Origin of the sequence: Rhizobium grahamii, from assembly GCF_009498215.1 — a bacterium.
Classification (GTDB): Bacteria; Pseudomonadota; Alphaproteobacteria; order Rhizobiales; family Rhizobiaceae; genus Rhizobium; species Rhizobium grahamii_A.
The window spans coordinates 1,846,965-1,859,687 of the sequence record NZ_CP043498.1 but is presented as its reverse complement, the minus strand read 5'-3'; the positions used below and the strand labels follow the sequence as shown (position 1 = coordinate 1,859,687).

Below are 12,723 nucleotides of genomic sequence, written 5' to 3'. Positions count from 1 at the left end.
GCGGCGCTTGAGTCAAGCAGGAGTGTTTACCTCTGGCGCCCTGCAACGCTAGATCGATGAGAAGATGCCGAATCGGACCCCGCCTTGAAGACCATCGCCATTGATTTCGAAACAGCCAACGAACAGCGCGGCAGTGCCTGCTCGGTGGGGCTGGCGTGGATCGAGGACGGCGAGGTCACCCGTGTCGAGGAGCGACTGATCCGGCCGAAAGAGATGCGCTTCTCGGGCATGAACATCGCCATCCACGGCATTCGCCCTGAACATGTCGAGGATGCGCCCGAGTTTCCCGAGGTCATGGACGAATTTCACGACGATTTCCGGGGCGCGACGATGATCGCGCACAATGCGTCGTTCGATTTCAGCGTCTGGCGCGCGAGCCTCGATCTCTATCGGCAATCCTATCCCGAGCTGACCTATCTCTGCAGCCTGAAGATGGCGCAGCGGATTTGGCCGCACTTCCTGTCGCACCGGCTGAACATCATCGCCGAGCATCTCGGTCTGCGCTTCGCCCACCATAATGCCGCCGAAGACGCTGCCGTCTGCGCGCATGCGGCGATCGCCATGGCAAAGACTGTTGGTGCTGCAGCTGTAAACGCCATTCCGGGGCTGATCGGTATGAAGCCAGGCAGGCTGATGCCTGAAGGTTACGAGGCCTGCACCTGCCGGAAGGCGTGATCGCTTCCTTGTAAAGGCATCGGGCGCGCTTACCTTAGATTGGGTGCAATCAGGGAGCCGTCATGTTCAGAAACAGCTATCTGGCGCTTGTCGCCACGTCGTTCATCGGTCTTGCCGCCGGGCCGGCGGCGGCCGATGTGGTCGGAAAGGTCGGGGTCGACTGGATCGGCAACGATATCATCGTTGATGCGGTGGCCGACCCGCAGGTGAAGGGCGTGACCTGCCACGTCACCTATTTCGACCGCAGCGTCATCGACCGCGTGAAGAACGGCAACTGGTTCGAGGACCCCTCGAACAACTCCATCTCCTGCCGCCAGACAGGGCCGATCGAGATCGGCGACATCGACCTGTCGAAGGGCGGCGACGAGGTGTTCAAGACAGGTATATCGCTTGTCTGGAAGAAGCTGGTCGTGAACAGAATCTACGACAAAGAAAATGACACCTTGATCTATCTCGTACATTCGCGCGAACTGACGGACGGCTCGGCGAAAATGGCGATTTCTACGATCCCGCTCTATGGGCAGAACGTGAACTGGAAGAACGGTAAGCCGCAATAGGGGCGTGTTGCGCCAACTGCCGATGGAAATCGGCGGTTGGCGCAGATATGGTCCGCCGCGAGTCAAATCGAAGAGGATGCCCGATGCCAAGCCTGAAACGGATTGCCAACCAATACCTTACAGTTGACGTCTCCTCGTTTGGGGCGGAGATGCAGGCGCTCGACACCAGTGACGGAAAGTCGTGGCTCTGGAACGGCGACGCTGCTTTCTGGAACGGGCGTTCCCCCGTCCTGTTTCCCATCGTCGGCAAGGCGCCTGGCGATGCAGTGATGATCGACGGCCAGAGCTATCCGATGAACCAGCACGGCTTTGCCCGGCGGGCGGAATTCACGCTTGCTTCCTCCAGCGACACCATGTGCCGCTATGAGCTTGCGTCATCGCCGGCGACAAAGGCGGTCTTTCCGTTCGAATTCCTTCTGGCGGTCGAGCATGTGCTCGAGGGCCGGAAGCTGACAGTTGTCGCCGAGGTCTCCAATCGCGACGAGAGGCCGATGCCCTTCGGGCTAGGCTTCCACCCCGCCTTCGTCTGGCCGTTGCCTGACGCTGCAGGGCAGGACCACATCGTAACGCTCGACAATCAGGCAGAGCCTGCCCTGGCTCGGCTTGAGGGCGGGTTGATCGCGCCCGGAAAGCTGGCATCGCCCTTCAAGGCGGGCAGGCTTGTGCTTGATCCCAGCATGTTCAAGCAGGATGCGATGATCTTTCCCGAGGGCGCAGGCAAGGGGCTACGCTACGGCGCCGAGGGTGGGCCGTCGTTGCATTTCACCTTTGAGAATCTGCCCAATCTGGCGCTCTGGCAAAAGCCGGGTGCGCCGTTCCTCTGCGTCGAACCCTGGCACGGAATGGCAGCCGAAAAGGATGGTTCTAAGGAACTTGCGAAGCGGCCTTACAGCCTGACATTGCCGCCCGGCGAGGTGAGACGCTTTGCGTTCACGGTCGAGATCGTCAACGAGTAGCTTCCGGGGCGTTGGTCGCGGTCAAGGCGGGCAGCTCTACGCGCGTCCGCGTGGGTAGGCGGGCAGCTCATCGCAGATGACGTCCCATGCCACCTTCTCGGATGTCCAGACGTGAAAAGTCGGGCGGTAGGCGTCCGGATCATCGAGGCTAACGGTCATTATGTCTACGAGATCGGGGTCAGCATCGTTCTGATAGCTGATCGGGGAGCCGCATGATCCGCAGAAGGTGCGCATGACGCCCTTCGACGAGGCGAAGGCGCTCGGTTTCCCTTGTTCGTATACCAGCGTTCGCACCGGGAAGGTGACGAATGGCAGCGTGGTGGCGGATGCGACCTTGCGGCATGTCCGGCAATGGCAGATGCCGCTTGCGAGCGGCGCCTCGTCTATCCGGTAGCGGATCGCACCGCAGGCGCATCCTCCGGTGTGGCGGGCCTTATCGTCGCTCATCTCCGATATCCTTTTGCTGCTCCGATCCGAACGCTCATCCGCGCGCTTTGTTCAGACGGTAGCACGCGACAGGCACGGCTGGCGGCCATGAAAAAAACCGCTCGCAACGGTCCGGTGCGAGCGGTTCGAAAGTTTTGCCGTTGGGCCTCCATGAGGCCGGTCGATTCTATCAGGCGGCTTCGCGGGTCAATTCGTCGGCGATGACGGTGTCGAGGTTGAGGAAGCAGACCATCGTCTTTTCGAGCGCCACGATGCCGCGGCAGAAGGCGCGCTGGGCTTCCGGAATGATTTCCGGTGCCGGCTGCAGGTCTTCGCTCTTGATGGTCATCATGTCGGAAACCTGTTCGACCAGAAGACCGACGAGCTTGCCGGCGATGTCGGTGACGATGATGGCGGAGCGCTCGGAGGGCTCCGTCATCTTCATGCCGAGGCGGCAGGCCATGTCGATGACGGGGATAACCGCGCCGCGCAGGTTGATGAGGCCGAGGACGTAAGGCGGCGTGTGCGGCATCGGCGTCACTGGCGCCCAGCCGCGGATTTCGCGGATCGCCATGATGTCGATGCAGAATTCCTGCTCGCCGAGATGGAAGGAGACGATCTCGAGATGCGAGCCGGTCTGGTTGATGACGGTGTTGTTCATGATCAGAATTCTTCCCAGTTGTCTCCGGCCGGTGCGGCCATGGCTCTGGCGGTTGCACCGCCGCTGAATGCGCCCGCGACCTTGCCGATGAGGCTTCGTGCGGGTGATGGTTTCGGATGCGAGACTGCTGTGGCTTCCCGCGGCGTGGAACGGGCATTCATGCCTTCGCCGATCTTGAACGTCTGGATCAAATGGATCAGGCCGTCGGCATCGGTGGCGAGCGCGTGGCTTGCTGCGTTCGTTTCTTCCACCATGGCCGCGTTTTTCTGCGTGACCTGGTCCATCTGGCTGATGGCCGTATTGATTTCGTTCAGTCCGGTGGATTGTTCGCGTGCAGAGGTTACGATTGATTTAACATGTTCGTCGATCCGCAAAACATCTTCGCCGATCTGGCGAAGCGCCTCGCCGGCGGCAGTCACGAGTTCACCGCCAGCCTTTACCTCGGTGTTGGATTTTCCGATCAAAGCCTTGATATCCTTGGCAGCACCTGCGGCCCGGCCGGCAAGCTCACGCACTTCCTGCGCAACGACCGCGAAGCCCTTGCCGGCTTCGCCCGCGCGAGCTGCCTCGACGCCTGCGTTCAGCGCAAGCAGGTTGGTCTGGAAGGCAATTTCATCGATGACGTTGATGATCGTTCCGATCTCGCGCGAAGCAGTGGCGATTCGCTCCATGGCGGCCATCGCATCGGTCACGACCACATCCGATTTCGCCGTGCTCTGGCGGGTATGGGCGACCATGTGGCCGACCTCTTCGGCGCGGCTGGTCGCGTTGCGAACCGTCGCGGTGATCTCGTCGAGGGCCGCCGAGGTCTCCTCGAGTGAGGCTGCCTGTTGCTCCGTGCGCTTTGCAAGGTCGTCGGCGGCTGAGCGCATCTGCCGGCTGTTTGCCTGGATGGAAGAGCCATTCTGGGAGATGCCTGACATCGTCTGGCGAAGTGTCGCGGTGGTCCGGTTGAAGTCGGCGCGCAGCGGTTCCAATTCCGGCTTGAAGGCGCGCTCGATCGTGACGGTGACGTCACCTGCGGCAAGACGTGTCAGCGCCTGACCGAGTTCGCCTACCGCCTTGCTCAGCTCTTCGGTATCGGCGAGCTTGGCCGCGTCGCGGCTGCGGCGCTCGGCGTCGCTCTGCTGGCGTTCGCTTTCGCTGCGGGCTTCGAGCGCCTGCTTGTCGATCGCGGCCTGGCGAAAGCTTTCCGCGGCGCGCGCCATGTCGCCGATCTCGTCGCCGCGATCGGTCGCGGGAACGAGGCTGTTTATGTCGCCGCTCATGATGCGTTGCATGCTCTTGCGGACGGCGTCGATGCCGCGCCGAATGGAGCCGCCATGAATGTACTGCAGCATGCCCATGATCAGGATCGCGATGATGCCGAGGCCGAGCTGGATATAGACGGCGTTCTGTGAGATGGCGTTCGCGTCGTCGACACGCTTCTTGGCAACGGCACCACCATCAATCGCGAGCTGATCAAGAGTTGCCGTGAGCTTGTTGCCGCCCTTGTCGATGGCATCGTCAAGCTTGTCGAACTCGCTGTCCGGCGCGCCAGCTTCCACGGCGGCCTTGAGGTCTCCCAGAATCTTCTGCTTCAAGGAGGCGACATCGGCATCAAAAGTGGCGAGGAGATTGGCCGCTTTTAGTTCGTCGGCCAGCATGTGCGTCTCTCTCGAGCTACCGGAAAGTGTCTCGAGCGATGCATTCATCAGTGCGATCCGTTCCGGCGAAACGGCCTTATCGCCGTGGTCGACGATCGTATCCATGGCCGCCAGAACCAGTGTCAGATTGGCTATGCGCATGGCGTTGATATGATCGACGCTCACCTGGATTTCATTGGCGCGGCGCAGGGCGCCATCGACCACCCCATTCTCGTACCAACCGACCGCCAGCATGGAGCCGAAGCCGATGAAGGCGGCGCCCGCAAGCGTTCCAAGCCTCTGGCTGACAGAGAGGCTCTTGCGCACTTTCGCATGTGTCATGTGAAGACTATCCCCTCCGCGCCTGGGCGCGGGCATGTTTCTTTCGCTCACAGGCGGATAATCGGGCAGGGGTGCCTACCAGACAGACGTCATGCCTTCGAACTTTTGGGTCGTTCCATCCATGGCTAAATATAGATGTGTTTCTTTAAGCTATTGCTAACGATATGCGTCCCCCCGGGGGGATGGCAATAAACCGCGGCCGGGAAACGTCTTGTTGAATTGCGCCATGCCGATCGAAAGGATATCAGGCGCGAAAGAGCTTTAATCCTTCCGGGAAAGTAGAACGATGAAGACTGTACGCATCGCCGTCTGGGTTGCCGTGTTGCTGATGGCAGGCATTCTTGGCTGGCTGACGCTCAACGTCACCAAGACCAAGGAAGCAATGTCCGATGGGCCGTTCGGCGTTCCGTTCACGCTTGTCGCACAGAATGGCCAGCCGATTACCGAGCAGGCGTTCCGGGGCAAGCCGACGGCGCTGTTCTTCGGTTTTACTCATTGCCCGGAAGTCTGCCCGACGACGCTGTTCGAAATGAATGGCTGGCTGGAGAAAGTCGATCCCAAGGGCGACAGGTTGCAGGCCTATTTCGTGACCGTCGATCCCGAGCGGGATACGCCCGATGTCATGAACCAGTATGTGTCGAACGTGTCGAAGCGGATCGTCGGCATATCGGGCGCACCGGATAAGGTCGCCGATGTCATCAAGGGATACCGCGTCTACGCCAAGAAGGTCCCCGTAGACGAGAACAACCCGAACGGCGACTATACAATGGACCATACGGCCTCGGTCTTCCTGTTGGATTCTGCCGGGCGCTTCTCGGGTACGATCGCCTATGGAGAAAATCCCGATACGGCGGTAAAAAAGCTGGAGAACCTCGTCAACAAGGGATGATCCCATGTCGCCGTCCGGACACCGAAGCATCCTCATCGTGGGAGCCGGCACGACCGGCCTGACGGCGGCTCTCGAACTGGCGCGGCGGGGATTTCGTCCCCGGGTTGTCGATCGTGATGCCGGTCCCGTGCCGCTCGTCGAAAGTCGTGCCCTCGGTGTCAACGCCCGCACGCTGACGCTGCTCTCGCCTTCGCGTGTCAGCGACGCCATCCTGCAGGAAGCGCATCAGCTCAAGCGGTTTCGGATCGTCTCGAAGAACCGGACGCTCGTCTCCCTTGATACGACACGGATACCGGGGGCCTACGGCGCTCTCTATGCGCTCGCGCAGGGTCATACCGAGCGGCTGCTTATCGGCGCGCTTTCGAACTATGAAGTCGCGCCGGAATGGAAAACGTCCGTCGAGAAACTCTCGCTCGACGCTGCAAAGCCCCATGTGACATTGCGCAAGCACGACGGATCGGAGGAAGTCGCTTCTTTCGATATCGTTGTCGCGGCCGATGGAGCGCACTCTGCCGTGCGACGGGCGATCGGCTTCGGATTTCCCGGTGATGCGCTGGAGAGCAGTTTCTATCTTGCGGACTTTCGCTATACCCGCGACATCGATCCCAACTTCGCCGAAATCAATCTTGTCGATCCCGGCATGATCGGACGCTTGCCGGTGGAACGCGATGTGCTGCGCTATATCTCGACGCTGGCGGATTTCGAAAGCCGCATCGTTCATCCGGCGCCGGTCGCCGAACGGGTATGGGCGTCCGATTTCCGCATCCATTTCCGCCATGTCGAGGCGATGGCGAAGGGCAGCGTCTTTCTTGCCGGCGATGCCGCGCATATCCATTCACCGGCAGGCGCTCGGGGCATGAATCTCGGCATAGAAGACGCGTGCTGGCTGGCCTGGCTGATTTCGGAAGGGCGCGAGGCCGAGTATTCCTCGTTGCGCATGCCGGCTGTCATGACGGTCCTGAAGCAGACCCGGCAGCTGACATCGATGATCACCATGCACAATCCGCTGTCGATCACGCTGCGCGATCTTGTCGTGCCTGTGCTTTTCAGAATACCTGCATTTTCACAAGAACTGCTTCGCGGCGTTTCCGGATATGATACGCCGTCTCCGCCATGGATCGATGGCGCACAATAACGGGAAAGACCGACCTTGAGTGAAATACGCCTTTACGTCACGACCACCGAAGTTCTTGCCGGTGAGATCCTCGACCTGCTGAGCGAGGTGTTCGGCGAAGAAGATTTCGCGATCGCGACGACGGAGATCGACGAGAAAAAGGACATATGGGAAGCGTCGGTCTACATGATGCGCGAAGACGAGGCCGAGGTGCGGTCTCGCGTCGAGGAGGCTCTGAAGCACGCGTTTCCCTGGGCGACTGTGGAACGGGAGGTCATTCCCGACGTCGACTGGGTGGCCAAGTCCCTCGAAGGGCTGAAGCCGGTGCGGGCAGGGCGGTTCCTCGTCCACGGATCTCATGATCGCGACAAGGTGCGCATGGGCGACATACCTATCGAGATCGAGGCCGGCCAGGCATTCGGCACCGGTCATCACGGCACCACGGCGGGCTGCCTGGAAACGATCGATCGCGTGGTGCGGGCACGGCGCGTCCGCAATGCCCTCGATCTTGGAACCGGCAGCGGCGTCTTGGCGATCGCCGTTCGCAAGCTGAAGAACATTCCGGTGCTCGCAACGGACATCGATCCGATCGCGACGCGGGTTGCCGCCGAGAATGTACGCGCCAATGGGATCGCATCCGGCATCAAGGCGGTGACGGCACCGGGCTTTCATTCGACGGCATTTGCCGAGAACGGTCCGTTCGACCTTATCATCGCCAACATCCTGGCGAGACCGCTGATCAAGATGGCGCCGCAGCTCGTCAATCATCTCGCGCCCGGCGGCTCCGTCATTCTCTCGGGCATTCTCGCGTCTCAACGCTGGAAGGTACTCGCCGCCTATAATGGTGCACATCTTCGCCATGTGCGTACGATCTGGCGCAATGGCTGGGTGACGATCCATCTCGATCGTCCGTGAGAGGCGAGCGTTGAAGACAAAATAAAAGGCGGTGCCAGTGGCACCGCCTTGAGCCGGTTTCCCGGCCAATCCCGCGAGCTCGAAGGAGGAGGAGCGCTCGAGCGGGCTTCTACTGGTTCTGATCGCCGATCCTGTGAGGGAGGAGGAGAACGGAGCGGCGAGTTGCTCAGAACGCGTAGCTGGTTGCGACCTGGTGGCGCGTAACTCTTTGACCGGCGCCGAGCAGCTTGAGGGTGTCCTCATTCAGCGGGCGGCGCGAGCCGATGACGTGACGCACAGTCTGGCGCTCGCCAGCCTGTACCGGGCTGCTGTAAGCGAAGCGCGACAGAGGGGCAGTCATGTTGAAATTCCTTTTGTTGGTTGGCGGTCCGTCTCGAACCGTCGTGATGGCGACTATATAGCTATTAAGAAAAATTGAGGCAGAGGGTTTCGTTCATGGGAGCCATGCAGCGAATGCATAAAGCGTGCCAAACCCGAAAAGGATGCCTCATTTCCGCCAAAATAATACCCGGCTGCTGGTGTCGCGGCCGTTCACGTCTTTGCCATTCATCGTGAAGTTACGATAGGATAGCGGCCAATCTCTAATGCGGGATTCGTCCTCAACATCAGGTTTTCGAGCATGTTCCAATCTTTTGAAGTCACGTCCACGCCACAATTCGGCCGCGATCGGGTTTCCGGTCTGCGCGAAAGTTTCGACGCCTTGGGGATTGATGCGTTTCTCGTGCCGCGGGCGGACGAGTTCAACGGCGAATATGTCCCGGCCTGCGCCGAGCGTCTTGCCTGGCTGACGGGTTTCACGGGTTCGGCCGGCATGGCGCTGGTCACCAGAGCGCAGGCGATCGTGTTCGTTGATGGCCGTTATGTAACGCAGCTTGCCGAGCAGGTAGACGGCTCCGTCTTTACCGGCGGAGATCTTGTCAACGAGCCGCCGCACGCCTGGCTTGCCAAGCACGGCGCGAAAGGATTGAGGCTCGGCATCGATCCGTGGCTGCATTCGGGTGCGGAAGTGCGACGTCTCGAAAAGGCGCTGAGCGAGATCGGCGGCACGCTTGTCATCCTGCCGCACAACCCGCTCGATCGCCTCTGGAAAGACCGGCCGCAGGAGCCGCTCGGGGCCGTCAATATTCAGAATATCGCCCAGGCTGGCGTGCTGGCCACGGACAAGCTCGCGACGATTGCGGCTGATCTTGCCAAGCGCGACCTCAAGGCCGTGCTGATTGCGGATTCGTCCTCGGTCGCGTGGATATTCAACATTCGCGGCAGTGACGTTCCGCACACGCCGCATCCGCTGGCGCGCGCGATCATCTATGCCGACGGCAAGGCCGATCTCTTCCTCGACAAGCGCAAGACCGGCATCGAGGCGGAAGCCTATCTTGCCCAGCTCTGCCAGCAGCTGCCGCCGTCGTCGCTCGAGGGCAAGCTTGCCGCCGTTTCAAAGGACGAAGGTCGCGTGTTGATCGACCCCGATCTGACGTCCTACGGTCTCTCGGAGATGATCCGTGCGGCCGGCGGCATCGTGGTCGAGGGGGGAGATCCCGCGAAGCTGCCGCGCGCTGTGAAGAACAGCGTGGAGATCAATGGCTCTGCCGCCGCGCACCTTCAGGACGGCGCGGCCATGGTCGAGTTCCTGTATTGGCTGTCGCAGACGAAGCCTGGAACGGTGACGGAGATCGAGGTTGCGGAAAAGCTTGAGGCCGCCCGTGCACGTGTCGGCGAGAGCATGCAGAATCCATTGAAGGACATCTCCTTCGACACGATCTCGGGAGCTGGCGAACATGCGGCCATCATGCACTACCGCGTGACCACCGAGTCGAATCGCAAACTCGAGGCGGGCGAGCTGTTCCTGATCGATTCCGGGGCGCAGTACATCAATGGCACCACGGATATTACGCGTACCGTTGGCATCGGGTCCGTCAGCGAAGAGCAGCGACGCTTCTTCACGCTCGTCCTGAAGGGAATGATCCAGATCAGCACGGCTCGCTTTCCGAAGGGGACACGTGGCTGCGATCTCGATCCGCTGGCACGCATCGCCTTGTGGCGCGCGGGTGCGGATTTCGGCCACGGCACCGGCCATGGCGTCGGTTCGTATCTTTCGGTGCATGAAGGCCCACAGCGGATTTCACGATTGTCGACGCAGGAGCTCCTACCAGGGATGATCTTGTCGAACGAGCCCGGCTATTACCGGCCGGGTGCGTTCGGGATCCGGATCGAGAACCTCGTCTACGTGCGCGACGCGGAGGCAGTCGAGGGCGGCGATCAGCCGATGCTCGGGTTCGAAACGCTGACCTTTTGCCCGATCGACCGCAGCCTCGTGATACCCGAACTGCTAACGCATGACGAGCTGCACTGGTTCAACGACTATCACGCACGCACGCGTGAGGCCTTGATGCCGCTTATCCATGACCGGGATGTCAAGGCGTGGCTAGAGAACGCGACGCTGCCACTCGAATACTGAGATCTGAAACAAGGGTGACGCCGGTTTGCTCCGGCGTCTTTCCGGTTAGGCGCCGATCGTGTGACGCCACGTCATGACGATGACCCATGCGACCACGAGCATCCAGGTGTGCGACACCCGGAGGCCGACGAGCAGGGCAGCGACGAGCGCGAGCTTGGAGTCCCATCCACCAGTAAAGAAGGCCGGCGCGACGAGGGTCGTCAGTACGGCCGCGGGCACGGCGGCAAGGGCCGCCTCCATGCGCGGCGGTATCCTCTTCATCGTCGTGATGAGGATGTAGCCGCCGATGCGGGTGCCGTAGGTCGCGACCGCTGCGGCGACGATGATCAGCGCCATATGAAGATCAAAGCTCACGGTCACACCTCGTGCAGGTCGGATTCGAGTTCCTGTTCATGCGGTGGAGGTGGCAGCAGGGCAGCAAGCACAATGCCTGCGGCTGCGCCAAGGCTCACATGCCAGGGCGAACCGACGTAGCGATAGGCAATTATCGATGCGACAGCGCTGACCGCAGCAACCGGCAGGAAATTGTCGCGGTGGCGGAAATCGAGGACGATCCCAAGGAAATAGGCCGGCAGCAGAATGTCGAGACCGATCGACTTTGGATCGCCGATCAGGCTGCCGAGCAAGCCTCCCAGGAGGCTGACGCAGATCCAGGGGATGTAGATGACGATGCCAAAGCCAAGGTACCAGGCGAAGGACACCTCCTTGCCGGCTTCCCCGCGCTTTACCGTCTCGGCAAACTGCGGGTCGACGAGCAGGAAGAAGGTGAAAAACTTCTGCAGTGCCGTGAAGTGCTTGATGTAGGGCGCGATCGCGGCCGAATAGAGCACATGGCGGAAATTGACGGCCAGAATCGAGGCAACGATTAGCCAAGCCTGCACGTCATGGCCGAACAGCTCGAGGCCGACAAGCTGGCTGGCGCCCGCATAGACGGTGGCACTCATGAAGGTGAGTTCAGCAAGCGACATGCCGTGGTCGACGGCGAGGGCGCCAAACAATGCGCCGAACGGTGCGGAGGCAACGGCGACGGGAAAACCGCCGCGCATGCCTTCGATGAAATTCGCGCGACTCATCGGCGACGATCCTTCTGGAAGTTTGCCTCCGTCTATTGGCGCCGATGGTTGACTGCAAACGAATTTCCTTGATTGACCGATCGATTTCACTGAACGGTTCAACGGAGAAACGAGCACCGAGGACACGATGAAGCCGATTGAATTTTCGAAAGAAGACAAGGCCGCGCTGATCGCGCGCATCCAGCATTATTTCGACAGCGAGCTCGACCAGCCCATCGGTCTTCTGAAAGCGGAATTCGTGATGGACTTCTTCGCGAAGGAGATTGGGGCCGCTTACTACAAGCAGGGGCTGGAAGATGCGCAGGCGGTGCTCGCAAAGCGCATCGACGACTTCTCGGATGATATCTACCAGCTGCAGCGAGACGCCACGGATTGATCAGTCCGACATCGCCTGTTCGCTGGTGATGATGGCGATGCCCTTCTGGCGCATTTCGTCGATCGCGGCCGCGACGCCATCGGGCGTTATCCCACGGCTTGCGTCTTCGATGAACCGAACCTGGACGCCCGGCATCATCTCCAGCGCATCAAGGGCCGAGAACTTGACGCAATAGTCCGTCGCCAGGCCGCAGACATCGAGATCGGTAATATCCTGATCCTTGAGATAAGCGGCAAGGCCGGTGTGGGCGTCGCGGTCGTTGTCGCGAAAGGCGGAATAGCTGTCGACCGACCGGTTCAGTCCCTTCTGGATGATGAGGTCAATGGCTTCGATCTTGAGATGGGGATGCAGTTCGGCATCTTCAGTTCCCTGCACGCAATGATCTGGCCACATCATCTGCGGCTTGCCGGAGAGCGTACCGAGCTCGAACGGCACCTTGTCGGGGTGGGACGACGCGAAGCTGCCGTGGTCCTCGGGGTGCCAGTCCTGCGAGGCGACGATGAGGTCGTATTTGCCGCTTTCGATCAGGCGGTTCGCAACCGGCACAACCTCGTGGCCCTCGAGGACCGGAAGGTTGCCGCCGGGGCAAAAACCGTTCTGAATATCGACAAGCAGCAATGCCTTCATCGAAGCGTCTCCCTTTGTTGCAGCGCAAGATG

General features: G+C 60.7%; 15 protein-coding genes. 8 read left to right on the top strand and 7 right to left on the bottom strand.

Annotated elements, in window-relative coordinates; translation table 11 throughout:
• The first annotated feature begins 84 nt into the window (after positions 1-84).
• The 3 genes from FZ934_RS09135 to FZ934_RS09125 all read left to right on the top strand — a co-directional run bounded on the left by FZ934_RS09135 (position 85) and on the right by FZ934_RS09125 (position 2,188).
• Positions 85-675 (top strand): 3'-5' exonuclease, encoded by a 591-nt coding sequence (locus FZ934_RS09135; protein WP_153270820.1) that lies wholly within the window; start codon positions 85-87, stop codon positions 673-675.
• Positions 676-737: 62 nt separating this feature from the next.
• Positions 738-1,232 carry a CreA family protein gene (locus FZ934_RS09130; protein ID WP_153270819.1) on the top strand — a complete coding sequence of 165 codons (495 nt, stop codon included), beginning with the start codon at positions 738-740 and terminating at the stop codon, positions 1,230-1,232.
• An 83-nt stretch (positions 1,233-1,315) separates the two neighbouring features.
• The gene (locus FZ934_RS09125) at positions 1,316-2,188 is read left to right on the top strand and encodes an aldose 1-epimerase family protein (protein ID WP_153270818.1); all 873 of its coding nucleotides are present in this window, start codon (positions 1,316-1,318) and stop codon (positions 2,186-2,188) included.
• A gap of 36 nt (positions 2,189-2,224) precedes the next feature.
• Here the strand turns inward: FZ934_RS09125 and FZ934_RS09120 are convergent, their stop codons facing one another.
• The 3 genes from FZ934_RS09120 to FZ934_RS09110 form a co-directional block, all read right to left on the bottom strand.
• The gene (locus tag FZ934_RS09120) at positions 2,225-2,635 is read right to left on the bottom strand and encodes a GFA family protein (protein ID WP_153270817.1); all 411 of its coding nucleotides are present in this window, start codon (positions 2,633-2,635) and stop codon (positions 2,225-2,227) included.
• 169 nt (positions 2,636-2,804) lie between these two features.
• Positions 2,805-3,275 carry a chemotaxis protein CheW gene (locus FZ934_RS09115; protein ID WP_056812703.1) on the bottom strand — a complete coding sequence of 157 codons (471 nt, stop codon included), beginning with the start codon at positions 3,273-3,275 and terminating at the stop codon, positions 2,805-2,807.
• 2 nt (positions 3,276-3,277) lie between these two features.
• Complete coding sequence (locus FZ934_RS09110; RefSeq protein ID WP_153270816.1) at positions 3,278-5,242, bottom strand: methyl-accepting chemotaxis protein; 1,965 nt, start codon at positions 5,240-5,242, stop codon at positions 3,278-3,280.
• 286 nt (positions 5,243-5,528) lie between these two features.
• On the opposite strand from FZ934_RS09110, the gene FZ934_RS09105 reads away from it, so the two are divergent.
• Genes FZ934_RS09105 through FZ934_RS09095 form a run of 3 tightly spaced genes read left to right on the top strand, consistent with a single transcriptional unit; the run spans position 5,529 to position 8,160 of the window.
• Positions 5,529-6,131, top strand: coding sequence for an SCO family protein (locus tag FZ934_RS09105; RefSeq protein WP_153270815.1), 603 nt, complete (start codon positions 5,529-5,531; stop codon positions 6,129-6,131).
• Positions 6,132-6,135: 4 nt separating this feature from the next.
• Positions 6,136-7,266 carry an FAD-dependent oxidoreductase gene (locus tag FZ934_RS09100; RefSeq protein ID WP_153270814.1) on the top strand — a complete coding sequence of 377 codons (1,131 nt, stop codon included), beginning with the start codon at positions 6,136-6,138 and terminating at the stop codon, positions 7,264-7,266.
• Positions 7,267-7,281: 15 nt separating this feature from the next.
• A complete protein-coding gene (locus FZ934_RS09095; protein WP_153270813.1) occupies positions 7,282-8,160 on the top strand; it encodes a 50S ribosomal protein L11 methyltransferase in 879 nt (292 codons plus the stop codon).
• A 166-nt stretch (positions 8,161-8,326) separates the two neighbouring features.
• On the opposite strand, the gene FZ934_RS27775 is transcribed toward FZ934_RS09095, so the two are convergent.
• Positions 8,327-8,500, bottom strand: a complete 174-nt coding sequence (locus FZ934_RS27775) for a hypothetical protein (protein WP_194273784.1) — start codon at positions 8,498-8,500, stop codon at positions 8,327-8,329.
• A gap of 279 nt (positions 8,501-8,779) precedes the next feature.
• Here FZ934_RS27775 and FZ934_RS09090 point away from each other — a divergent pair, with 279 nt between their 5' ends.
• Positions 8,780-10,615, top strand: a complete 1,836-nt coding sequence (locus tag FZ934_RS09090; RefSeq protein WP_153270812.1) for an aminopeptidase P family protein — start codon at positions 8,780-8,782, stop codon at positions 10,613-10,615.
• 45 nt (positions 10,616-10,660) lie between these two features.
• Here FZ934_RS09090 and FZ934_RS09085 read toward each other — a convergent pair whose 3' ends face one another.
• Entirely contained in the window at positions 10,661-10,969 is a 309-nt protein-coding gene (locus FZ934_RS09085; RefSeq protein WP_153270811.1) for an AzlD family protein, read from the bottom strand.
• A gap of 2 nt (positions 10,970-10,971) precedes the next feature.
• Positions 10,972-11,688 carry an AzlC family ABC transporter permease gene (locus FZ934_RS09080; protein ID WP_113363408.1) on the bottom strand — a complete coding sequence of 239 codons (717 nt, stop codon included), beginning with the start codon at positions 11,686-11,688 and terminating at the stop codon, positions 10,972-10,974.
• Positions 11,689-11,815: 127 nt separating this feature from the next.
• Here FZ934_RS09080 and FZ934_RS09075 point away from each other — a divergent pair, with 127 nt between their 5' ends.
• On the top strand, positions 11,816-12,064 hold the full coding sequence (locus FZ934_RS09075) for a DUF2164 domain-containing protein (RefSeq protein ID WP_153270810.1): 249 nt from the start codon (positions 11,816-11,818) through the stop codon (positions 12,062-12,064).
• Here FZ934_RS09075 and pncA read toward each other — a convergent pair whose 3' ends face one another.
• Positions 12,065-12,691 carry a bifunctional nicotinamidase/pyrazinamidase gene (gene pncA, locus FZ934_RS09070; RefSeq protein ID WP_153270809.1) on the bottom strand — a complete coding sequence of 209 codons (627 nt, stop codon included), beginning with the start codon at positions 12,689-12,691 and terminating at the stop codon, positions 12,065-12,067.
• Positions 12,692-12,723: the final 32 nt, after the last annotated feature.

What these genes read in the sequence shown, in the direction of transcription:
- FZ934_RS09130 (WP_153270819.1), top strand. Translation starts at nt 738, where the DNA reads ATGTTCAGAAACAGCTATCTGGCGCTTGTCGCCACGTCGTTCATCGGT.
- FZ934_RS09125 (WP_153270818.1), top strand. Translation starts at nt 1,316, where the DNA reads ATGCCAAGCCTGAAACGGATTGCCAACCAATACCTTACAGTTGACGTC.
- FZ934_RS09120 (WP_153270817.1), bottom strand. Translation starts at nt 2,635, where the DNA reads ATGAGCGACGATAAGGCCCGCCACACCGGAGGATGCGCCTGCGGTGCG.
- FZ934_RS09115 (WP_056812703.1), bottom strand. Translation starts at nt 3,275, where the DNA reads ATGAACAACACCGTCATCAACCAGACCGGCTCGCATCTCGAGATCGTC.
- FZ934_RS09110 (WP_153270816.1), bottom strand. Translation starts at nt 5,242, where the DNA reads ATGACACATGCGAAAGTGCGCAAGAGCCTCTCTGTCAGCCAGAGGCTT.
- FZ934_RS09105 (WP_153270815.1), top strand. Translation starts at nt 5,529, where the DNA reads ATGAAGACTGTACGCATCGCCGTCTGGGTTGCCGTGTTGCTGATGGCA.
- FZ934_RS09100 (WP_153270814.1), top strand. Translation starts at nt 6,136, where the DNA reads ATGTCGCCGTCCGGACACCGAAGCATCCTCATCGTGGGAGCCGGCACG.
- FZ934_RS27775 (WP_194273784.1), bottom strand. Translation starts at nt 8,500, where the DNA reads ATGACTGCCCCTCTGTCGCGCTTCGCTTACAGCAGCCCGGTACAGGCT.
- FZ934_RS09090 (WP_153270812.1), top strand. Translation starts at nt 8,780, where the DNA reads ATGTTCCAATCTTTTGAAGTCACGTCCACGCCACAATTCGGCCGCGAT.
- FZ934_RS09080 (WP_113363408.1), bottom strand. Translation starts at nt 11,688, where the DNA reads ATGAGTCGCGCGAATTTCATCGAAGGCATGCGCGGCGGTTTTCCCGTC.
- FZ934_RS09075 (WP_153270810.1), top strand. Translation starts at nt 11,816, where the DNA reads ATGAAGCCGATTGAATTTTCGAAAGAAGACAAGGCCGCGCTGATCGCG.
- pncA (WP_153270809.1), bottom strand. Translation starts at nt 12,691, where the DNA reads ATGAAGGCATTGCTGCTTGTCGATATTCAGAACGGTTTTTGCCCCGGC.